A 22,723-nucleotide genomic window follows, 5' to 3' on the forward strand; every position below is an offset into this window, starting at 1 on the left:
CCAGCGAGGAATTTGATCATGGAGCACCTTGAGCGGATCCTGATCCTCGATTTCGGATCGCAATACACCCAACTGATCGCCCGCCGCATCCGCGAGTTGGGCGTCTATTCCGAGATCAAACCTTATTCCATCTCCGTGGACGAAGTGCGCCGGCTGCAGCCCCGGGGCATCATTCTCTCCGGCGGACCCTCCTCGGTCTATGACTCGGAGGCCCCGCTCCCGGACCCGGCCCTTTTCGAGATGGATCTCCCCATCCTGGGGATCTGTTATGGCCTCCAGGTCATCGGCCGCCTGTTCGGCGGTGAGGTCGCGCGCGCGCCGCAGCGCGAGTATGGCCGCGCCGAACTGCAGATGGATGGGCCCGAGAGCCTCTTCTCGGGACTGGGCGAAGCGATGACGGTTTGGATGAGTCATGGCGATCATCTCACCCGCATCCCGCCGGAATTCACGGTCATCGCCCATACCGCCAACGCACCGATCGCCGCGATCCGCCACCAGCATCGTGCCATCTACGGCATCCAGTTCCATCCGGAGGTGGTGCACACCCCGCGCGGCACGGAGTTGCTCGGCAATTTTGTATTCAAGAACTGCGGCTGCCGCGGGGACTGGAGCGCCAGTTCCTTCGTCGAGAGCACGGTGGCGGAGATCCGCGCGCGCGTCGGCCAGGAACGCGTCCTCTGCGCCCTTTCGGGGGGTGTCGATTCGACGGTCGCGGCGGCCCTGGTCGGGCGCGCCATCGGCCGCCAGCTCACCTGCCTTTTTGTCGACACCGGCCTGCTGCGCGAGAAGGAAGGCGAAGAGGTCTGTCGGTTTTACCGCAACGCCGATTTCGACTTTCAGCTCATCGACGCCAGCGAGCGGTTCCTCACGCGGCTGGAAGGCGTGACCGACCCCGAGCAGAAACGCAAGATCATCGGACGCGAATTCATCGCTGTGTTTGAGGAGGAGGCCCGCCGGATCGGCAAGGTGAGTCATCTGGTGCAAGGGACTCTCTATCCCGACGTCATCGAAAGCGTCTCGACTAAAGGCCCCTCGGCCACCATCAAGAGCCATCACAACGTCGGCGGGCTCCCCGAGCAGATGCAGCTCAAGCTGATCGAGCCGCTGCGCGAACTCTTCAAGGACGAGGTTCGCAAGGTCGGGCGCGAAGTGGGGGTGCCAGAGTACATTCTCAGTCGTCATCCCTTCCCCGGCCCCGGCCTGGCTGTTCGCATTCTCGGAGCGATCACTCCGGAACGTCTAGCCATCCTCCGGCCGGCCGACCGCATCTTCATTGAGGAACTGCGCCGCAGCGGTGAGTACGACCGGATCTGGCAGGCCTTTGCGGTCCTGCTGCCGATCCAGACCGTTGGCGTCATGGGGGATGAGCGCACTTACGAAAATGTCGTCGCCCTGCGCGCAGTCACCAGCATGGACGGCATGACTGCCGACTGGGCCGAGATTCCCCGGCCGCTGCTGGCGCGGATCTCGAATCGGATCATCAATGAAGTCAAGGGGGTTAACCGGGTGGTGTATGACATCAGTTCCAAGCCCCCTAGCACCATTGAATGGGAATAGAGACATCAAGCATTGAATCGGACGGTGGTACGCGCCGTTTCGATGCTGGACCCGGAATGAAGGGAACAGGAGGCCGCTAATGTGCGGGATAGTTGGCTATATCGGGCAGAAGAATGTGCTGCCGCTGCTTCTCAACGGCTTGCACCGTCTCGAATACCGCGGTTATGACAGTGCCGGGATTGCGCTCTGGACCAACTCCGGCATCTGGGTGGAGAAAGCTGCCGGCAAGATCCCCGAGCTGGAGCGCATCCTGCCGGAAGAGCCGCCGCAAAGCACCCTCGGCATCGGGCATACGCGCTGGGCAACCCATGGCGAGCCCAGCACCCGTAACGCGCATCCCCATAGTGACTGCAGCCAGCGGGTTGCCGTGGTACACAACGGGATCATTGAGAATTTCATCCTGTTGCGTGAGGAGTTGATACACAAGGGCCATAACTTTGCCTCCGACACCGACAGCGAGGTCCTGAGTCATCTCTTCGAAGAGTATCTCGAAAAGGGGCTGGACCTGGGCGAGGCCGTGCGCCAGGGCCTGGCTTGTGTGCAGGGCACCTATGGCCTGGCGATCATCGACCGCGACCACCCTGACATGCTGGTGGCGGCGCGCAACGGCTCCCCCCTGGTCATCGGCCAGGGCGACGGCGAGTTCTTCATCGCCTCTGATGCCGCACCGCTGGTCGGTGTGATCCAGAGCGTAACCTATCTTGATGACGGCGAACTGGCCGTCATCACCCGCAGCGGACTCTCGGTCAAAACCATTGGAAATTGCCCGGTGGCCAAGATCGCCGAGCCCATCGGCCTCGATCTCCAGCAGATCGAGAAGGCCGGCTATGAACATTTTATGCTCAAGGAAATCATGGAGCAGCCGAGCACTCTGGCCGACACCCTGCGTGGCCGTCTGCTCTGGGAGGAAGGCACGGCCCGTCTCGGCGGCATCGAGCACGATTTCGAATCCCTTCTGTACGCCCGGCGCATCATCATCACCGCCTGCGGCACCTCCTGGCACGCGGCCCTGATCGGAGAATACCTGTTCGAAGAGCTGGTCGGCATCCCGGTGGAGGTGGAATACGCCTCGGAGTTCCGCTACCGCAATCCGATTGTCAATAACGATTCCGCGGTCATCGCCATCAGCCAGTCGGGTGAGACCGCTGACACTTTGGCTGCGGTCCGCGAGGCCAAACGCAAGCGCAGCAAGGTCTACGGCATCTGCAACGTGGTGGGATCGAGCATCGCCCGGGAGACCGACGCCGGGGTCTACCTCCATGCCGGACCCGAGATCGGTGTGGCCTCAACTAAGGCCTTCACCTCGCAGGTGACCGTACTGGCGCTGATCACCCTGCTGCTCGGGCGGATGCGCTCGATTTCATCGGCGCGTGGCCGCGAACTCGTCAGCGAGCTTCAAAGCATCCCCGGCAAGATTCAGAAGATTCTGGAGCAGAACCATCTCATCCGCGAGCTGGCCGAGATGCACAAGGAGGTTCGTAACTGCCTCTACCTCGGCCGCGGCTACAATTTCCCAGTCGCCCTGGAGGGTGCCTTAAAGCTCAAGGAGATCGCCTACATTCATGCAGAGGGCTACCCGGCTGCGGAGATCAAGCATGGTCCCATCGCTCTCATCGACGATCATATGCCGGTGGTCTTTATTGCCACCCGCGACTCAGTTTATGACAAAATCCTCAGCAACATCGAGGAGGTGCGGGCGCGCAACGGTCGGGTGATCGCCATCGCCACCGAAGGGGACCAGGAAATAAAGAAACACGCTCAACATGTTATTTATGTACCAGCGGCAGTGGAGATGCTGACACCGCTTCTTACCATCATCCCGCTGCAGCTTTTTGCCTACCACATGGCGATCCTACGCAATTGCGATGTGGACCAACCCCGCAATCTGGCCAAGAGTGTGACCGTTGAATAATCTCTATGCCGAGGAGAACCCTTTGTTGAAGGCCCTATCTGCTGCGGTGCCGGCCGCCCGGTTCGGTATCGCCCTGCTGCTTATTTGCCTCATCGCCATCGGCTTCCAGCTCGTCAGCCCTGCAACCGCTGCTGCCCAGAACGGCACCGTCAAGGCCCTGTTCGATCAGGGACTGGCTTCCTATCACAGCGGAGCGTATGAACACGCCCGATCCCTACTTCTGAGCGCCCTCAATAAGAGTTCGAGCGCACCCCACCTGAGCAAGATCTATCTACTACTCAGCGCTGCCAACGATCGGCTGGGCGACCTGCCGCAATCGCGCTACTATGCTGGCAAACTAGTGCGAGAATTCCCGCAAAGCCGCTATCGCGATGCCGCAGAATACGCCCTTGCGCGCGCCAGCTATAGCGCAGGCGAGACCGTCGACGCTCTATTTCATCTTCTGACCATCATCGACCGCAATCCTGCGACAGCGCTTTCAGAGAGCGCCAAAATGGTTGGCAGCCGGATCGCTGCCGAGGGGATTCACGACTCGGGTCTCGAAAGCTATCTTTCTCTATTCCAGCGCGCCGGGAGCCGTAATTGGCTGCTCTACTGGCTGGCGCGGCAAGCCTATGGCCAAGGCCGACGCAATGAGGGGGAAACCTGGCTTAACCGGCTGGAAATGAATAACCCCGAGCCTCGGCTGCAGCGGCTTGCTCAGGAGCTGAGATCCCGGCCGCCGACGGAGAGCCTCTACATGCTGCGTGTCGGCATCATCCTGCCCCTCTCTGGATTCGAAGCGGATAATGGCATGGAATTCCTCCGCGGCGTCGCCCTGGCCTTTCAGGACCAGCCGCAGGGGATCGAGTTGATCGTCAAGGATTCGGGCTCCAGCATCCGGCAGGGCATCCGCGCCATGCAGGCGCTGATCGACAGCCATGTCGATCTGATCCTTGGCGAGTTGGCGGGCGACCGCAGCGCCGCCATGGCCGCCCTGGCAGCGCAGCGCGATATCCCGATGCTGGTGCCGGTCGCATCCGACAACGGCATCGCCGCGCTCGGACCCAATGTCTGGCAGCTGACCAGCGACATCGAAACCCGCGGCGCAGCGCTGGCCAACTATGCCTACTCCACTCTCGGCTTACGAACCTTCGTCTCACTGGCGCCCGCCGACGAGTACGGTCAGGCCCTCAGCGACGCTTTTGCCAACACCATCGACAAACTGGGCGGCACCATCATCGCCCAGCAGTGGTATTATCCCGGAACAAAGGATGTCTCCCGGCAATTCACCGCCATCCGTGAATCCGCCGGACAGTTCACCCCACGCGACTCCCTCACTGCAGGCGATTTTCTTGCGAGAGGATACCAGGGCCAGCAACAAACCCATGACTTCAAGTACGCCCGGCCTTCACGGCGCCCGGCGCCGGCTCCGGCTGGGGATGAGGAGGAGCAGGACATTCCGCTGGTCACCTCCATTGATGGTTTCTTCATGCCTATCTATGCCGAGGATATCGCTATTGTCGCACCGCAGTTCAGCCTTGCCCACATCCAGGCCGTGGCTCTGGGCGGCGATGACTGGCTACATGGCGCCCTTTTGCAGAGCCAGCGGCGCTATCTGGACGGCGCGGTCTTCTGCGCCGGCAGCTTTGCTGATGAAACGAGCACGGAATATATCCAGTTTAAAAATCGTTTTAGAATGGCGACAGCCACTTCGGCCGGACCGCTGGCCGTTTCCGGCTATGATGCTGCTCATCTGGTCACCGCAGCGGTCGTCGCCGGCAACCACTCCGCTGGCGAGATCCTGGAGTGGATTGGCCAGGCGCAACATCGCAGCGGCATCGGTACCGACTTTTCTTTCAGCCGCGGCACCCGGGTGAATCAGGAGGTTGCCATTCTGAAATATAAAAACGGCGTCATAACCCGCCTGCATGATTAAATCGCAGCGCGCTGCAGGGCGGGCCGACGGTGCAAACTAAGGAGGTCTGACGTGGATCCAACCGTTAAAAAAGCCATGATGGCCGGATTGGGCATCTTCTCGGCAACCAAGGAAAAGATCGAGGATTTTGTCGAGGAGATGGTCCAGCGCGGCGAAATGGAACAGGGCGAAAAGGCCCAGTTCATCCAGGAGACCATGGAGAAAGCCGAAGCCCGCACCAAAGAGGCCAAAGAATGGGTGTCCAAACAGGTCGAAGAGACCTGGGAGAAGATCAAACCCAAAGCCCAGCAACAAATAGATGAGTTGCAGGAAAAGCTGGCCAGTTTAACCAAGGAGCTCGAAGAGCTGAAAAGCAGAATGGGCCCGAAGGCATAACAAACCTGGCCGGTGTACATCATTTACTTTAAGAGGAGGTATCTAAATGAAAAAGCTATTGGTGGTTGTGATGTTCTGCATGCTGATCCCGGCGACGATGGTTCTGGCGCAGAAAACGGATGGGGTGCACCTCTTCCAGAATTTCTTCAGCGATGCTGTTGTGGCACAGAATCCTTACGGCGAAGTCGGCTTGGGTTACAGCTCGTACGATGCCATGAGTGCCATTGCGGGCGGGGTCCAGGGTGGTTATCCGGTCAATGAGAAACTTGAGGTCGGAGTGGGGGTTCACTATCTGAATTACAGCTATGACCAGAAAGGTGTCGATTCCCAGAGCGGGCTTGCCGATCCCTACGTCGGCGTGCGTTATCAGCTCACCCCCGGCCCGACCCGCTTTGCAGTGGGCGGTTACGCTACCCTTCCAGTCGGCAGTGAAGATATCGGCCAGAACAACTTTAATTTCGGTGCTTTCGGCGCCGTCCGTCACCAGTTGGAAACCTTGACACTGACGGGAACCGTCGGGATCAATTTTTACGAAACGAAAACCTACGAGGACGGCTATTTCGATTTCGACAAGATGGAGTACGTCCAGGGAAAGGAAAAAACCGAGCACAAGAATTATCTCTCCCTCGGCGCCGGCGCGATCTATCCGGTCAATAAAAACCTCGCTGTCGTTGGCGAGTGGGTCATGCACACCGAAGGCGATTACATGATGCTGAGCGCCGGTGTGGACTATAATATGGGCAATGTGCGTTACCGCGGCGGTCTGGGCCTTGGCCTCGATGATGGCGCCCCCGATCTCTCGATATTTGCCAGCTATTTGCTCAATTTCTGATAATCATGGTGTGTGTTCAAAAAAGGCCCTCGCTCAGAGGGCCTTTTTTTGTTCAGTCGGGAGCCGATTTCAGCGCACCCGCCGAAATCGGCGCGGGCCGGACAAGTCTATAGCGAGAGCTTTCAGCAGGAGTCGGATTCAGGGGGATTTCCTTTTCCGCTATTTATAGTGCTTGAATCTGACATTTTTTTTCTCTAAACTATATGAAATTCTTGTGCATCCAGAAAAGTGCTCTGATTGGGAGGCTCCTTGACGCTCTTCAATTCCATCCTTCTCGGCATCATCCAGGGATTGACCGAATTCCTTCCGGTCTCCAGCTCCGGCCATCTTGTGCTCGCCGAGCATTTCCTAGGCGTTGCGGACGCGGGGATCACCCTTGAAGTCATGCTCCACTTCGGTACGCTGCTGGCCGTCTTTGTAGCCTTCCGCAAAGAGATCGTGCGCCTCCTCGCCGCCTTTTTCTCCCTCTTCCGCCCCGACAGATCCCTCTCCAGCCGTCTCCGCGAAGCGCCTGACCTCCGTCTGCTGCTCTACCTTTTTCTGGCCACACTGCCCGCCGTCGTTATCGGTCTGATCTTCAAGGATAAAATCGAGGCGGCCTTTGATCAGCCGCGCTTTGTCGCCTGGGCCCTCCTCTTCACCAGCTTGCTTCTAGCCCTCACCTTTCTGGCCCGCAAGGGCAACAAGAACCTGACCTGGATCAATACCCTCATTATGGGGCTGGCCCAGGCCCTGGCCATTCTGCCGGGCGTTTCGCGCTCAGGCTCGACCATCAGCTTTGGTCTTTTCAGTGGACTGCGTGGCGAGGACGCGGCGCGCTTTTCTTTTTTGCTCTCGATTCCGGCAGTGCTCGGCGCGACAATACTCAAGCTCCATGATATGGCTGCCGCGCCGGTCGTCTCCGGTTATGCTGGCATTCTTCTGTCCGGAGCAACCGCCGCCTTTCTGACCGGCTGGCTGGCCATCGCTGCCATGCTGCGCATTCTGCGCCATGGCAAGCTCTACTGGTTCGCCCCCTACTGCCTGCTGCTGGGGCTCGCTATGTGTTACCTCCTTTAGAGGCCTGCCATGCGTACTCCCCTGATCGCAGTGACCATGGATCAGAGTCCCGCTACGGATTTACGTCCCTTCGCCCGCGGCCGCGATCTCTATTTTATCAATGCAGCCTACATCCGCTATCTGGAAGACGCCGAGTGCCTACCCCTCGCCCTACCTACCTGGCTGAAACAGGACCTCATCCCCGAGCTGATCCATTCCATCGACGGGCTGCTCCTGACAGGAGGCGACGATGTATTCGCCGGGGCATACGGAGAGGCAACCATACCAGGCACCTGGCGCATCGATCCGCCGCGAACCTATTTTGAGATTGCTCTCATCACCGAGGCCCTGCGCCAGAACAAGCCCCTCTTCGGGATCTGCCGAGGCTGCCAGATGATCAATGTCGCCCTCGGCGGCACCCTTTATCAGGATATCGCCAGTCAGATTCCGGGCGCACAACAGCATCGCTCGCCGGATTCGCCGGTTCTAACCTATCATTCTGTGGAGATTGAGTCCGGCAGCCGCCTTGAAAACATTTTGGGGAAATCCGCGTATACGGTGAACAGTTCGCATCATCAGGCGATCAGGACCCTGGCCGCCTCTCTTCGGGTGACAGCCCTCGCGGAGGATGGCGTCATCGAAGGCATCGAACGGCCCGGCGCTGCCTTTGTCCTGGGGGTCCAGTGGCACCCGGAGACCATGCAGGAACTCTCCGGCAGCAAGGCGCTGCTCGAAGCCTTTCTGAGCCAGTGCCGGAAACAGGCAGGAGAGCGATGAAGACGACGCTGGACGCACTGCACCAGGCCTGGAACGCCGGCAAGTACGATCCGGTCTATCTTTTTTACGGGCAGGATGATTTCCAGATTGAACTGATCGTCGAAGCCCTGATTCGCAAAGCGGTCGAGCCGGGCAGTAAGGACTTTAATTTCGATCCGCTATATGGCAACGAGACCGAGGGCGCGCAGATCGTCAATCTCGCGAGTGCCTATCCGATGATGGCCGAGCGGCGGGTCGTTCTGGTTAAAAATGTCCACCTTCTACCCGCAGCGGATCTGGAACTGGTCGCTCGCTACGCCAAGTCGGCTCTGGCAAGCACCTGTCTGGTGCTGACGGCGGCCAAAATCGATGCCCGCCGCACCGTTTGGCAACAGTTGCTGCAGAACAGCGTCAACGTCGAGTGTAGACCGCTCTACGACAACCAGGTGCCCGACTGGCTGCGCCGGCGCCTCAGCCATGCGGGATTGACTATCACCGAGGAGGCAATACGCATGCTCCAGGGGCTGGCCGGTAGCAACTTGCGCCAGTTGGAGAGTGAGATCGACAAGGTCAAGATCAATCTTGGCGAGCGCAAACGGATCGAGGTCGGCGATGTCGAGCGGGTGGTCGGCGCGACACGGCAGTTCTCCATCTTTGAGCTTTGCGATGCCGTCGGCCAGCGCCGTATCGACGCCAGCTTGGTGATCGTAGATCACATGCTTACCCAGGGGGAGCAGCCCACCGGCATCCTGGCCATGCTGACGCGCCATTTCGTTATCCTCTCGAGGCTCAACGCGATGAAAGACCGGCGGCTGCCGCCCGAAAGTCTGGCAAAAGCCTTGAAAATACAGCCCTTTTTTCTCAAGAATTACGCCGCCCAGGCCAACAACTTTTCTGCAGCCCAGTTGCGCTCCGCCATCGGCTATTTGCTGGATGCGGACCTGCAGCTCAAGAGCAGCTATCAAAAGCCGCGTCTGGTGCTGGAGCTGCTTCTCCTGCGGCTGCAGTTCGCTCTGTAGGACAGACCATGCCGCCCGGATGCATTTCGAGCTTGCGGCGCCTGCAACCGGTCGGGAACTTTTCAGGCGATGTGCGGTTTTTAATCTAGGACCGGATGAACAAGGAAAATCCCAAACTCTCCCAGCTCAGCGATGAGGAGCTCATCCAGCGGTTCCAGGAGGGTGATCTCTACGCCTTTGACTTGATCGTGCATCGCTACAAGGATGCACTGTTCAATTTCACCTATCGCTATTTGGGCAGTTCGCAAGAGGCCGAAGATGTGGTCCAGGAAACGTTTCTCCGCATTTTCCGCAATCGTTTTGCCTACCGTCAGATTGCCAAATTTTCCACATGGATCTATACCATAGCCGGCAACCTGGCTAAGACCGAGTTGCGCAAACGAAAGCGGCGGCGGCTGGTCTACACCTCCGACCTCGGCTACGATGAAAAAGAGTTCGAGATTGTGGATAGCCGAGCCGATACCGAACGCGATGTGGACAGTATGCTCACCGAAAAGGAAATCCAGGAGGCGATCAACAAACTCCCGGAACGGTTCCGCAAGGTGATCCTGCTGGTAGACGTTCAGGAACTTTCCTATGAGGAAGTCAGTAAAATAATGCGAGTCCCACTCGGGACGGTAAAATCACGCGTCAACCGTGCCCGGCTCAAACTGCAGGGATTGCTACAGGATATCTTTGATGCGCAGCGCTAGCACAGCGCCTGCGTCCAGATTGCCGGGGGGCAGAACCCAGTTGTGAGGTATTGATGAAAAGTTGTGACAGAATAGCGCAAGATGCTTTCCGGTATTACGAGGGTTCCCTTTCGCAAGAGGAGCACGCGGTTATAACCAGGCATCTGGAGCAGTGCCCGACTTGCGCCAATGCCTATGCCTGGGCACGGCGGACCCGTGAGGGTCTGCACAAGCTGCCCAGGCATTCTCCATCGGCCAATTTCGACATGGTCCTGCATGCGCAAATGCGCCATGCCGGGTATGAGCACCGCTCGTTCTGGCCATTGACCATGCCTGCCTGGATATGGCAGGTGCCCGCCTATGGCGCCGCCGCGCTCCTGCTCATCGGTGCAGGCGTCCTGATCGACCGACAGTTGGAAGCCCCTGCCACCCTGCCGGCCACTGCACAAATCACCCGCATGGACAAGCTGGCGACTGCGCTCCCTGCGGCCGAGACGGTACAAACCACCTCCCGGAGCAGTCGCGAACTGGCTGGCTCCGGGATGATACCACTGGCCAGCAGGCAGACAACCAGGACGAGCAAAGGCGAGTTGACGGCCGCCCCATCGGAATCGGCAATCACCGCTCCGTCCAGCCATTCTAAAGTCCCGCAGCTGGCGGCGACGCAAGCGCCGATGAAGCGCTATGTGATGCAAAAAATCCCGATGCAGAGCCTACTGCGGCAAAACCGTCGCGCCATCGGCAACCAGCAAACGCTTCTGGAGCAGCTGGCCTTCGACACCATGCTGGTTCACCGGCAGAATGGCGGCAGCCGCACGCTTCCCGGTATCCGTGCCGTTAACGCTTCGGTGCAGTTTTGATGCGCAGATTTATTCTACTCTTCAGTTTGGGGCTCCTGCCCATGGTGGCGACAGCGCAGGATGGCACGGTCCTGATGCGCTTCGAACAGGATATGCGCCGGCTGGTCGATAAGGTCAAGCCATCCGTTGTGACCGTTTCCGCGCAAGTGCCGCTGCTCGACCTCATTCAAGGCTCCGGCGGCGAGGATGAGCAGTTCGCTCCCGATGACGTCCTCATCACCAATGTCGGTTCCGGGGTCATCTTCGACAGCCTCCATGTGATCACCCACATCAGCGTGGTTATGAACAGCGAAAATATCACCATCACGACCCAGAAAGGCCTGGAGATACCGGCGAGTCTGCTCGGTGTCGACAATGAATATGGCATTGCGGTGCTCCGTAGCAGTATGCGGCTGCACCATCCTGCGGTCCTGATGCAAGCCATGACTTTAGCACCCGGTAGTTACGTCACGGTCGTCGGCAATGCGCTCGGGGTATCATCAGCGGTCTCGTGGGGCATCGTCAATGCCATCCGGCAGGATGGGCTGATCCAGCTCGCCGCCAACATCCCGGCAGGCAACGCTGGCGGTCCGGTTTTTGACAGCAGCGGCCGGCTGGCGGGACTTCTCGCCGGGCTAATCGTGGCCAATGAGGATGCAGCTGAGGAAAATTTTCAGGGTGATGCCGCGCTGGCCTACCCCATGCAGGAAATCGCCGCCAAGGTCCGGCAAATCATCGGCTTCGGCCGCAGCGAATCGGGTTGGGTAGGCGTTACCGCGGAGGACTGGCCGGGCGGACAGGGCTGGGTGCACATCAGCGATGTGCGGCCCGGGAGTCCGGCCCAGGAAGCAGGCCTGCGTATTGGCGATATCATCCTCAGTCTCGATGGCAATACCCTCCAAAACTCGCTGGATTTGGCCCACTTCGTGCGCCGCAACCACCCCGGTCAGATGATGGCCCTGGGCATTTTGCGCGGCGACAGCACGCACATCCTGAACGTACGCATCGGCTCCGCCAGCCGGCGCCCCGGGGCCGGGATGCAGGAGCAGTACCGGAGTATGATGAGCCGCGTCAAGGCGAAGCCTCAGATACAGCAGGGCCTGCGCCTCCGGGAGGAACAGCAGCGCGACGATGAGCTGCGCAAGCGGGTTGAGGCGCTTGAAAAAGAACTGACGGACCTGCGCAAAAAGCTCAAAGAGTAATTTGGCATTGAGCACCCCCTCCATGTGACCCATGGGCCTGCCAGCCCTCTTTAGCGGATAATTTATATTGATTTTTTCTTATATTTTGTTAAATTATAGTCTATTTTATTTAGGAAAAACCAGCATCTTTACCATGGAGAGTCAAGAATGGCCAAGGATCGCAGTTTCGCGGGTAAAACCGCAAAAGTCGCCAAGGGTGGTGCCCTGACACATGCAAAAATCTGCCCGGTGTGCGGTGAGACCATTGTGAGCTACCGTCATATCAGCCTCGTCCCTAACGCGGAAAAGAAGAGCATGCGTTTCAACGACCGTTTCGTCGGCGTATGCAAATGCAACAGCCACGAAATCGTCGGGTAAGGACATGATCCCTCTGGTCCGACCGCGACTCTTGCTGGCCACCCGGAACCGGGATAAAGTCCGGGAGATCAGAGAAGCGTTGGATGGTCTGGAGCTCGATCTAGTCACGATCGACGAGCTCGGCCCGCTGCCCGAGGTGATCGAGGACCAGGAGACCCTCAAGGGCAATGCCATTAAAAAGGCGGCGACGCTGGCCAGCATTTCAGGGCTCCCTGCCCTGGCCGATGATACCGGACTCGAGGTGGATGTTCTCCATGGCGCGCCGGGAGTCTTTTCCAGCCGGTACAGTGGCGAAAACGCCACGTATGCAGAGAACGTCTCCAAGCTGCTACGCGAAATGGCGGGGATACCCGCTGCGCAGCGCACCGCGCGTTTTCGCTGTGTCATTGCGATCGCCGGCACCGACCGAGTTGATACGGTGGACGGCGTATGTGAGGGGCTTATCCTTGCAGCGCCGCAGGGTACGGATGGATTCGGGTACGACCCGGTCTTTATGGTACCCGGGTCCGGAAAGACTTTTGCAGAACTCCCGCTTTCCGAGAAGAACCGGATCAGCCACCGCGGCCGGGCTCTGAAGGAGGCGCGCAAGCTGCTGAAAGCCATGTTAGAACGGGGTGAACTTCAGGCGAGATAGAACATTTCGGCGCAAGAGGATGCCAATCCACGGGGCGTAGCGCAGTCCGGTTAGCGCGCCTGCTTTGGGAGCAGGAGGTCCTGAGTTCAAATCTCAGCGCCCCGACCAGTAAAATTTAGCCTGTACAGTATGCTACTGTACAGGCTTTTTTTATTGCCATGCCCTCTTTTTGACCCTGGTCCAAGAATAGTCAGAGGGCAGTAAAACCAGTTTCATTGGCAGCGCCAAAATCAGGGTCAAGCCCATGTGCGGCACTCGCCTCTTTTAATTTACCGCCCACAGTGGCTGCCCCGCCATCAGCAGTCAATAAGACTTGCCAATCTATATCAGTTGGCAGGTGCCATCTTTCAGGCGCAAGCTTGCCCCTACGTTCGGTATCTACTTACATTGGACCGTTTCTCTTTCGCATTTAATGATTACATTAAGAAAGTCGCCAGTATTGAAATCAATGTCCAGTATTACGTTATAATGATAAAAATAATCATTTCCTTTACCCTTCCCGATAAAATGATCCTTGTAATAATAGACTTCATTAACATGCAGTATATCCGAAGTTGCCTGGAATTCTTTCGATTCGAGATGGACCGGTCCAGCCACCCTGTACAATGTATTCGTGGTTTGGTCGATGGCATAGCTGCCTTGATCAGTATATTGCCAGGTGAGATGGCCTTTGCCTCGGCCATCAACCATAAAACGAAAGTTTGCATGCCCACGGATATACATAGTGACTAGCTCACCTTCCCCGCCGTTGATGCAGGGCACAAAATAATCTGTAATCACTTCGAAATCTTTTTCACCCGAACCTTCATTGGGCTTAGCCTGCAAACCAGAACTGGCTATAATCAAGAATCCTGTTAGCAGAAACAGAATAGCCAGCACAATCCAGATTCTACGAGAAATTGTTGAAGATGATTTCATAGCCCATCCTCAAACAATAGGATTCCAGCATCTCGGTTTGGAAATTGGTGGTTTGAGGTAATCCCAGACTGCTATTCGCCCGAAGGTTACCTTTTGCCCTTAATTTCAGTTCATTTGTTCACTTGCAAGTAATTTCCTGTGATTCTACCCAAATCTTTATTTCGCCGTTGGCGTTGATGACAACGCGATTGCGGATCGTCCAGATCAGGTTATTATCTTTGCCAGGCCCGATAACGTGGACGTTCGCAATTCTTTTAGATTAGCCTGTCCTTCCAACCAGCCCCCTTCGCCAGTAAAATTCTCATGGTATGCATCTGCTCCTGCCACCCGGTAGATCTGATTGCTCGTCTCTCCTACACCATAAGCGCCTTGAGGATTCTGGTGGATGATTGCATGGTAGGTCCCCGTGGGAACCTGGGTTGCGTAAATAATAAAATTCATATTGCCATACCATGCGACGAATTCCCCCTCCCCGTCCAGCGCACAAGGGACAAACATGCCCGGATTGGTCAACGGCACGCTCTCGTGGTATTTCGTTACTTTTATCACTTGCGCGCTGGAAGGCTGCTGATTCGCAATGATTATCAAGATCATGATAACCGTTGCCAACAGCATGATTTTGAGAAACCATGTTTTTGTTTTCATCTCATTCTCCTTTGGTTGGCTGATTTGACTCTTTTTTCTGGTCACAATCACACGCCCGCCTCAACAAAGTACAATAATGGCAAAAGCATGCCTGGGCCGGGGGTTTTTAGGCGTTTAGAGTGGAAGGTAACTGAAAGACTGATGTGTGAGAATTCAGTGGAAAAGAAGGATGGATAGTGACAAGCAGTTTTTCCCCTAATACAATGTATCATGCAGGAGAGTGATTGTCAAGATAATTTATGCCCAAATTTGCTGTCATTTTCTAACTACTCCCTCATATTCATTCAAGCAATGATTTGTGATTCCGGATAAGTGCCGATATTTAGCTGTTTTGATGTCGGGAGTTGCCATTCAGCCCTTGCAGTAGAATTGCCGCAGGATTTTCGCATTACAGCCTATAATTCCCGGCATCGCTATGGGACGATAACGTATTTCCGGATCTCAATCCATCACACAACGGACTGAAAACGCATTTCTGAGACTGCAGGCTTCTCTTGTGACTTCCATGTGTTCGTTTTGCACGATTCGGCACCAATAGCTGCTACCCGTTGCCGGCGTGACCGACCAAAATAAACCACGAAAATTGAATCCATAAAATGTCCCCGAACTTCCATCCCGGCCGCCTCCCGGCAAGGCGGTAAAGCCGCTTGAATTGGTGGCCATCGTATTGGGTATGGCCCAATGCCGATATCCGGCTTCCATCATTTTGGCACCCGCCACCATGCTACCGCCAAGATAGTCAATCATTTCCTGCCATTCAGCATCGGTTGGAATATGCCAACCGGGAGGCGCAAGACGTCGACTATCTGCCACAGCGAACAGATTGTATAACCGGCCATACTCTGCAGCCCATTTTTCATTGTTGGCATAGCTGCAGTATGCGCCCATCCCCGTGCTGACCCACATCGTGCCATCGCTGATGGGCTCAAGGGCAGCGCCATTACAATAATGGGTGACTCGCAGGTTTTCAGCCATCCACCGTTGGGTACCGATTCTTACGGTTTGATAGACATTTCCATCAATATCCGCCACTGTACCGCTATCCGCATAAACCGAGATTTGCCGGCCAGCTTCATCGGTGAGCTGGCCGCTATCCATGACCTGCAACATGATGGTTTTAATTCCCATCGTTACATAACGATGCGCTACTGTTTTTAAAGTGGACCAGTCCGTATCCCAAACACCATCATTTTCAAAATCCCAACGCACTCTCAGAGTCCGCGGCGAATCCTCCGTGTCTCGGGAGCCGGAAGCATCCAGGACAAAATCTGATTCGACAAGCCCTGAAGCCGGAACGATCGTGAAAGAAGCCGCCGGTTTTTCATTGACGGAGCTGGACGGATTCTTTTCCTCGTGGCAGCAGCCGGCAATAGAGAAGAAGGCTATAAAAATGATGGCAGGGACCGCTGCGGGAACTGCGGCTTCAAGCCGGTCCTTTTTCCTCATCTTTGAAGTCCTAGGTTCAGACAGCAGACAACTTATTATGGAGTGCATCGCCGATCGATCTCCTCGCCTCTCCTGTTGCCGGGAAATTAGGCAATCAAAACCTGAAATTCAAGCAAATTTGACCGGCGCATGCGGAGATCGCCCGACGCACCGACAAGAAAACAAATGCTTACCTTGCTGTTCTGAATCATAATAATTTGGTTTTGTTTCTTGACTTTCTTTATTATTTAAACTATATTTATCAAACTGATAACTCGGGGTTTGCATTCTCTATCACGTCCAGGGGCATTAGGCCAGGGCGTTTGTCCTGCATTTGATGATCGATTGACGAGCCAGAAATCCCCTTGTTTATTTTTCCTCAATCCCCGTGCTCGAAACGATAAAGGCAATGGAAAGATTTTGTTGTCTATGTCAAGACGAAAAGTAATCATGCTCGGCGTTTTGCTGCTGTTGAGTGGTTTGGTGCAACCCGGTTGGGGCAACCATATCCAGGTAAGTAACGTAACACTGACTGGGCTGAATATCAACAGCAAATTCATTGACGTTGAATGCGATCTCTCCTGGGAAAACGGTTGGCGGGACAACATCAACTGGGATGCAGCCTGGGTATTTGTCAAGTACCAGCCGGTGGGAAGCGGTATCTGGCACCATGCCTGGCTCTCCACTACAACATCCAGCCATACCATTCCATCGGGCTATACCTGCGCGGTGGGATCCACCTCCATTTCGGACATCGACCGGGGCATGGGGGTATTTGTTTTCCGCAGTGCTAACGGCAGTGGCAGCAACAATCTGACCGATCTTCGGCTGCGCTGGGAATATGGCGCCAATGGGCTTGCTGATGGCGCTTTGGTTGCGATCAAAGTCATCGCGATCGAGATGGTGTATGTACCACAGGGGCCCTTTTATCTCGGTGACGCCGACCAGGACCAGGTAGCCTGTTTTTATACCTATGGATCCGCGGAACCTTACCATATCACCAGTGAAACGGCGATCAATATAGGCCCGGTTGAAGGCTATCTCTGGGCTGACGGCTTTATCGAATCCTCTACGCTGCCGTCTGCTTTTCCAAAAGGATATGGTGGCTTTTACTGCATGAAGTATGAAATCAGTGAGGGACAATGGGTTGATTTTTTCAATACTTTGACTCAAGCCCAGAAGCAGACAAGGGATCTGACCAATACCGAACAATGGCTGGGCAAGGGAGGAGATGAAGTACTTTATCGCAATACCATCGCTTGGTCCTCCGGCGACGCCAGCACAATGCGACCCGATCGGGCCTGCAACTTCCTCTCCTGGGGCGATGGCGCAGCCTACGCGGATTGGGCGGGTTTGCGCGTCATGACCGAGCTGGAATTTGAGAAAGCCTGCCGCGGTGATTACTACGTGGATGATGAATTCGCCGGGGGGACCCCAGCTGGAAACTTCCTCCAGGCCATCAACGGTGCAGAAAACGGAACCGAATCCATCGTCCCCACAGCCCCGATCCTTACCAATTGCCGCTATAATGGTGCAATTCTCACCGGCGGTGACGGCGGCGAAGGACCAGTCCGCTGTGGCATTTTTGCCACCGCATCATCAACCAGAGAGATGGCTGGTGCTTCCTACTACGGCATCATGGACCTGTCCGGGAATGTCGAAGAGAGAACCGTGACAGTAGCGAACGCGGCGGGAAGAGCTTTTACCGGACTCCATGGAGATGGTCTACTCAAGAACGATGGCCATGCGGATGTGGCGTTCTGGCCTGACAGTACAGGCGTGGGTGGAGGCTACCGCGGCGGCAGCTGGGATCTCAACATCGCCGATATCAGTGTCTCGGACCGGCACGGTGCTGGTACCGCTTCCAGCTACCGCAATTATGGCTACGGATTCCGTTGTGTTCGTTCCTCTCCGTAGGGTATTCATGCTTACTCCTTGCAGGTCATAGGGTATGAATAAAAGAATGGCACTTTGCAGTATTTTTTGGGCGGTGCAGCTCTTTCCAGCCCTGGGCTTCAGCCAGGGACTTGATCCCAACAAGTATCATGGTGGATCCTATGATGGATACGCCTCAGCATCCTATGTGACTCCCGCTGATTCGATGAAAATCGTCTGCGCTGCCGGCTGGAACATGATTTCGAGTGCGGTAGCCCCCCGCGACCCAACCTTGTCGGTTACGCTGACCTCGATTTCAGCCCACTTGGTTATCATGAAGGACGGCGCCGGGCGGGTTTACTGGCCTGCTTACAACATCGCCATTCTTCATGACTGGTCGGTGCCACATGGCTATCTGGTCTATCTCACGGCACGAGATACCCTTATCATCGTGGGGCGAAGAGTCTCTCCGGGGAATACGCCACTCGGCCTGAATACGGGCTGGAATATGGTTTCATACCTCAGCACTCTTGCGCTCAATCCATCTGATGCCTTCGCAACCATCGCGAGCTATTTGGTGATTGCCAAAAACGGACTGGGGCAGGTATATTGGCCGGCCTATAATGTCAATACCATCGGTTCCATGACAGCTGGTGCAGGCTATCAGCTGTACGTCAGCCAATCCTGCACCCTTTCCTATCCCGCAAACCAGGGCTTTGGCAAGAGCTCTGCGCTTCCCACTGCCGTTCTGCCGATACCGCAGCATTTTTCCGGATATCCTAACAACTCGTCAGATAACGCCATACTCCTGATTGAAGCCCCTGGCCTTCCAGACAAAGCCGAGGTCGGCGCCTGGTCCTCTGGTCGGCTCGTCAGCGCAGGAGTCGTGCAGTCAGGAAAGGCCATAATGACCTTGTGGGGAGATAATCCTTGCACGGATGAAATGGATGGCGCAGCGGCCGGGGCATTGATCACCCTGACCTGCTGGATTCCGGGGAGCAACCAGGAAAAGCCCCTACCGCTCACCCGATTGCAGGATGGTTTGCGGCAGATCGTCCTGAACCCGGAAATCCGCTACCAAAGCAATGCACTCTGGCTGGCTGAAACGGCTGGACAATCTATTCTGCCAAATGACTTCGCCCTTTCTCAAAATTTTCCGAATCCCTTTAACCCCAGCACTACCCTCCGGTTTCATTTGCCCCAGCAGGTTTATGTGGATCTATGCCTCTTTAACCTGACCGGGATAAAGGTGAAAACGCTGGTTAAAGACTTAAAACAACCGGGGTATCACGAGATGATTTGGGATGGACAGGATGATCTCGGCAAAGCAGTCCCATCGGGGGTCTATTGGCTGGTCATGAAAGCCGGCCGTTATCAAAAGTGCTGTAAAATTACTCTGATCCGGTGAGAGTCTGAAAGGGCGAGGTTGTTCTCGCCCTTTTTTATCTGGTTTTATCTTTATAAATCAACTGCGAGGGCTTCCTTCTTAGTGCAGAAAACATTCATCCTTTCTTTCGCCTTGTTCCTCCTGGTTTCCTCCCTTCCGGCTCAGAAGACCTTCGGGCAGGAACCCGGACCAGAAGCACACCTGAAAGTAGTCACTCTACTGGACCTATTCAGGGACCCGGATCCCTTTGGTCAGGGTGCAGCGATCGGTGCTGTAGTGGAAATGGGCCAATCCGCCCTCCCCGATCTGATTACCGCGCTGCAGGACTCTAATCCGAATGTACGGGAATGCTGCGCCATCGCTCTGGGGAAACTGGCCCCGAAAGCCGAGAGGGCGATCCCCTCCCTGATCCGGTCGCTGAGCGACAGCGATGCCAACGTCCGCTGGTATGCAACCCTGGCCCTCGGCCGCTACGGTGTCTTGGCAGCGCCGGCTGTTGATGATCTCTTCGGCCTGCTTTATGATCGTGACGACGATGTGCGCTGGGCGGCTTACCTGGCGCTCTCCAAAATCGACCACACGGCTCTCGATCATCCTCCCCCCCTCTCAACCATCATCGATACCCTCGAGATCTGCACGCCACGGTTGATGCAAACGCTGCAAGTGCCGGGGGTTTCACTCGCATTGATCGAGCGAAATCGAATCCGTTGGTCCAAAACCTTTGGCCTTGCTGATGCCACCCAAAAAACGCCCGCGGATTCGGCCACTCTGTTTGAGGCCTGCTCCATGAGCAAGCCGATTTTTACCTCACTGGCTCTGATGCTGGTGGATGAGGGACGGCTGGATCTCGACCGGCCGCTCTGCAAGTACAAGGCTGAAGATTTTGTCAGTGAGGATGCATATTTTGCTGGAAAGGTGACGGCCAGGATGATCCTCGCCCATACCAGCGGCCTACCAAACTGGCGGAAAGGTGGTGAGGAAAGAGAGGGGCCGCTGCCCATCTTTTTCAGGCCGGGGACAAAATTCAGTTATTCCGGTGAGGGATTTTATTATCTGCAGAGGGTTGTGGAAAAAATAACCGGAGAGCCGCTGGCAGATCTTGCGCAACGCCGTCTGTTCGCCAGGCTCGTTCCGGGTTCAGCCAGCTATATCTGGACCGAAACTTTGAATCCCAGAATAGCGACCGGGCATGACGGCTTCGGTGGCACCCTGCCGCGCAGCAGGTATCTGCACGCAAATGCCGCCTATACCCTGTACACCACGCCGGAGGCATTCGCTCGGATGATGATCGCGCTCCTGGGTCCAGGACCTGATTCCGGACCCCCGCTGCTCTCCGCCAGAATGAGAGAAGAAATGTTCCGCCATCAGGTCCGGGCAGAAACGCGTCAGGTGATCTCCAGGCCCGGGCGCCATTTTGGACTCACAGCCTATCGCGGACTGGGGTGGGCGATTGACGCAACCATCACCGGGGATATTTTCTATCACAGTGGCTCCAACCAGACCGGTTTTCGCTGCTATGCCCAGTACAATCCCCGCGACGGATCGGGCTTGGTCATAATGACCAATGGTGTCAACGGCGACGAGCTCTGGGGCCGCCTGATCGCCAAGACAGGAGATTGGTGAGGTTGGATCTGGCACTCCGGGCGCAGCCTCATGAGTAAAAGCTCATCACTCTCATGATGACATCGAAGCCCTCAAGGTTGAGGGCCTCTCTGACACACTGCATCGCGGGATGCTCATCGCTCAAAAGGGCATATTTACGATGGACTGAACCGATGATCATATTGAGCCCAAGCGGCATGGCTAGAGTCAAAAAGGCACTCTCGAGCGGCCCTTTTACCGGCGAGCCGTCGGCTTTTTTGGAGGGCAGCATTTGGGTAAAGTTGCTCAAGCCAACCGACATGTTGATGCCCTCCAGATCCTTGTCCTTGTGGATCAGTGCCATGGCCGCCATCAGCCGCTTCAAATCCCCCTGTGAATCGCTGCCGATGGGCATGATGCCCGGATCGAGGATGAGTTCGCGGTTGGGCACACCGGGGATTCTTTCACGCGCCATCGTGACTATGGAATGGGCGGTAGCCAGCTCCTGATCGGCGGTCTTGTTCATCACCAACTCGCCTTCAGGCGAAAGGCCTTCGGTGACCAGGAGAATCGGAATGAAGGGTTGGCTTTTATAAAAGTCGAACATCTCGAGGCGCGCTTCGGAAATCGAGTTAAGGATGGGTTTCTGATTACCCGCGCGGCCCGGATCGTAAGCCCGCAATCCTGCAGCGGCGATCTCCGGATCGGGAGTGTCGATCGAAAGCGGCAAAGAGATATGCTCCTGAATCTTTTTCACCAATTCCGCCATAAAACCCGGTGAGCGGCGTCCGACGTTGACATCAATGTAGGCCGCGCCCTTTTCGGCTTGCAGGCGGGCCAATTCGATAAGGCCGGCGACATTATTCTCCTCAAACAGGGCATGGGTGGAGGGAACTGAATCATTGATCGATTCGCCGATGATCACTAGATCTGGGATGCTCATGTTGTCCCATCCTTTTTATTTCAACAGGTGATCTCCTCGACCGCATAGCGCAGTGTTAGTTAGCGGGCTCGCGGCTCGGAGAAAGAGAAATTACATGTCGGATAAAAATAGAGCAAATACGGATAACTCGCAAGAACATTGTTGTCCCCCTTCTTTTTTTTTAGAGGTGTAAGAGGGATCGGGTTAGGAGCTATTACTTGATGCAGGATTGATAATATAATTCCTGGCTAAATAAGATAAAAAGTGGCAGCTTGTCTCAAATTTTTCCAAATCCACAAGGAACAATTTATCCGCCTAACTATGTTATAATTAATGTACTTTATCGTGACGATGGGCTGGTTCCTGGGGAAAAGACTTCCAATCGCACTACTCTTTATCAGCAATACCTTTCTCAACGTCTGATGTCGGACCTCGTACAGGATGTTTGATCCTTTGCATCTATGCGCAGCGTAGTCATGCATCAATCTGATTATTAGCCCGAAGAGAAAATCTTATGAGAGTAAAGCTAGCCCAAAACACATTCTTCTTGCTCGTAGTCTGGGGGATGGGTGCGCTGTGGGCTCAAACCACCGTAAATCCCTCTAGTCAACCTGTCGCTAATACCGCTGGATTCACTACCTTTACCATTACCAGCGATACTAACTGGACCGTGTCAGATGATGCGGAGTGGCTCTCGGTTAGTCCGGCAAATGGTCATGGCGGCAGTAGCCTGACAGCGACCTATGAGGCCAATCCCGGGACTTCATCCCGTACCGCCACGATAACCGTGACCGCTGATGACGTAACCCGCACCGTCACCGTGGTACAGGCCGCGGCCGACTATCTGACCATCACCCCGG

Annotated in this window: 21 protein-coding genes and 1 tRNA gene; 18 read left to right on the forward strand and 4 right to left on the reverse strand. The window is 55.9% G+C overall.

Annotated elements, in window-relative coordinates; genetic code table 11:
- The first annotated feature begins 18 nt into the window (after window positions 1-18).
- The 14 genes from guaA to PLH32_16655 all read left to right on the forward strand — a co-directional run bounded on the left by guaA (window position 19) and on the right by PLH32_16655 (window position 13,218).
- Window positions 19-1,557 (forward strand): glutamine-hydrolyzing GMP synthase, encoded by a 1,539-nt coding sequence (guaA, locus tag PLH32_16590; GenBank protein ID HQJ66226.1) that lies wholly within the window; start codon window positions 19-21, stop codon window positions 1,555-1,557.
- A gap of 79 nt (window positions 1,558-1,636) precedes the next feature.
- A complete protein-coding gene (glmS, locus tag PLH32_16595) occupies window positions 1,637-3,469 on the forward strand; it encodes a glutamine--fructose-6-phosphate transaminase (isomerizing) (GenBank protein HQJ66227.1) in 1,833 nt (610 codons plus the stop codon).
- A gap of 25 nt (window positions 3,470-3,494) precedes the next feature.
- Complete coding sequence (locus tag PLH32_16600; protein HQJ66228.1) at window positions 3,495-5,387, forward strand: penicillin-binding protein activator; 1,893 nt, start codon at window positions 3,495-3,497, stop codon at window positions 5,385-5,387.
- 51 nt (window positions 5,388-5,438) lie between these two features.
- On the forward strand, window positions 5,439-5,762 hold the full coding sequence (locus PLH32_16605) for a hypothetical protein (protein HQJ66229.1): 324 nt from the start codon (window positions 5,439-5,441) through the stop codon (window positions 5,760-5,762).
- A 46-nt stretch (window positions 5,763-5,808) separates the two neighbouring features.
- Window positions 5,809-6,594, forward strand: a complete 786-nt coding sequence (locus PLH32_16610; protein HQJ66230.1) for a hypothetical protein — start codon at window positions 5,809-5,811, stop codon at window positions 6,592-6,594.
- A 249-nt stretch (window positions 6,595-6,843) separates the two neighbouring features.
- On the forward strand, window positions 6,844-7,653 hold the full coding sequence (locus PLH32_16615) for an undecaprenyl-diphosphate phosphatase (GenBank protein HQJ66231.1): 810 nt from the start codon (window positions 6,844-6,846) through the stop codon (window positions 7,651-7,653).
- Window positions 7,654-7,662: 9 nt separating this feature from the next.
- Complete coding sequence (locus tag PLH32_16620; GenBank protein ID HQJ66232.1) at window positions 7,663-8,409, forward strand: gamma-glutamyl-gamma-aminobutyrate hydrolase family protein; 747 nt, start codon at window positions 7,663-7,665, stop codon at window positions 8,407-8,409.
- Window positions 8,406-9,407, forward strand: coding sequence for a DNA polymerase III subunit delta (gene holA / locus PLH32_16625; GenBank protein ID HQJ66233.1), 1,002 nt, complete (start codon window positions 8,406-8,408; stop codon window positions 9,405-9,407). Before PLH32_16620 ends, holA begins: the two co-directional genes overlap by 4 nt.
- A 95-nt stretch (window positions 9,408-9,502) precedes the next feature.
- Entirely contained in the window at window positions 9,503-10,099 is a 597-nt protein-coding gene (locus PLH32_16630) for a sigma-70 family RNA polymerase sigma factor (GenBank protein ID HQJ66234.1), read from the forward strand.
- Window positions 10,100-10,152: 53 nt separating this feature from the next.
- Complete coding sequence (locus PLH32_16635; GenBank protein ID HQJ66235.1) at window positions 10,153-10,938, forward strand: zf-HC2 domain-containing protein; 786 nt, start codon at window positions 10,153-10,155, stop codon at window positions 10,936-10,938.
- Window positions 10,938-12,119 carry a trypsin-like peptidase domain-containing protein gene (locus PLH32_16640; protein HQJ66236.1) on the forward strand — a complete coding sequence of 394 codons (1,182 nt, stop codon included), beginning with the start codon at window positions 10,938-10,940 and terminating at the stop codon, window positions 12,117-12,119. Before PLH32_16635 ends, PLH32_16640 begins: the two co-directional genes overlap by 1 nt.
- A 147-nt stretch (window positions 12,120-12,266) precedes the next feature.
- Window positions 12,267-12,476: a hypothetical protein gene (locus PLH32_16645; GenBank protein HQJ66237.1), complete on the forward strand. Its 210-nt coding sequence runs from the start codon at window positions 12,267-12,269 to the stop codon at window positions 12,474-12,476.
- Window positions 12,477-12,480: 4 nt separating this feature from the next.
- Window positions 12,481-13,110, forward strand: coding sequence for an XTP/dITP diphosphatase (locus tag PLH32_16650; GenBank protein ID HQJ66238.1), 630 nt, complete (start codon window positions 12,481-12,483; stop codon window positions 13,108-13,110).
- A gap of 30 nt (window positions 13,111-13,140) precedes the next feature.
- A tRNA-Pro gene (locus PLH32_16655) sits at window positions 13,141-13,218 on the forward strand.
- A gap of 270 nt (window positions 13,219-13,488) precedes the next feature.
- On the opposite strand, the gene PLH32_16660 is transcribed toward PLH32_16655, so the two are convergent.
- The 3 genes from PLH32_16660 to PLH32_16670 all read right to left on the reverse strand — a co-directional run bounded on the left by PLH32_16660 (window position 13,489) and on the right by PLH32_16670 (window position 16,119).
- Window positions 13,489-14,028: a hypothetical protein gene (locus PLH32_16660; protein HQJ66239.1), complete on the reverse strand. Its 540-nt coding sequence runs from the start codon at window positions 14,026-14,028 to the stop codon at window positions 13,489-13,491.
- Window positions 14,029-14,232: 204 nt separating this feature from the next.
- On the reverse strand, window positions 14,233-14,673 hold the full coding sequence (locus PLH32_16665) for a hypothetical protein (GenBank protein ID HQJ66240.1): 441 nt from the start codon (window positions 14,671-14,673) through the stop codon (window positions 14,233-14,235).
- A gap of 441 nt (window positions 14,674-15,114) precedes the next feature.
- Entirely contained in the window at window positions 15,115-16,119 is a 1,005-nt protein-coding gene (locus PLH32_16670) for an FISUMP domain-containing protein (protein HQJ66241.1), read from the reverse strand.
- A gap of 324 nt (window positions 16,120-16,443) precedes the next feature.
- Between PLH32_16670 and PLH32_16675 the strand changes: the two genes are divergently transcribed.
- The 3 genes from PLH32_16675 (at window position 16,444) to PLH32_16685 (ending at window position 20,983) form a co-directional block, all read left to right on the forward strand.
- Window positions 16,444-18,015, forward strand: coding sequence for an SUMF1/EgtB/PvdO family nonheme iron enzyme (locus PLH32_16675; protein HQJ66242.1), 1,572 nt, complete (start codon window positions 16,444-16,446; stop codon window positions 18,013-18,015).
- Between the two features lie 34 nt (window positions 18,016-18,049).
- Window positions 18,050-19,381, forward strand: a complete 1,332-nt coding sequence (locus PLH32_16680) for a hypothetical protein (GenBank protein ID HQJ66243.1) — start codon at window positions 18,050-18,052, stop codon at window positions 19,379-19,381.
- A gap of 81 nt (window positions 19,382-19,462) precedes the next feature.
- A complete protein-coding gene (locus tag PLH32_16685) occupies window positions 19,463-20,983 on the forward strand; it encodes a serine hydrolase (GenBank protein HQJ66244.1) in 1,521 nt (506 codons plus the stop codon).
- Window positions 20,984-21,011: 28 nt separating this feature from the next.
- Here the strand turns inward: PLH32_16685 and PLH32_16690 are convergent, their stop codons facing one another.
- Complete coding sequence (locus PLH32_16690; GenBank protein ID HQJ66245.1) at window positions 21,012-21,884, reverse strand: dihydropteroate synthase; 873 nt, start codon at window positions 21,882-21,884, stop codon at window positions 21,012-21,014.
- 544 nt (window positions 21,885-22,428) lie between these two features.
- Between PLH32_16690 and PLH32_16695 the strand changes: the two genes are divergently transcribed.
- Window positions 22,429-22,723 (forward strand): BACON domain-containing protein (locus PLH32_16695; GenBank protein ID HQJ66246.1); only part of this gene is annotated, 295 nt, incomplete at its 3' end.

The organism is bacterium, assembly GCA_035419245.1.
In the GTDB taxonomy this organism is placed as follows: domain Bacteria; phylum Zhuqueibacterota; class Zhuqueibacteria; order Residuimicrobiales; family Residuimicrobiaceae; genus JAKPUX01.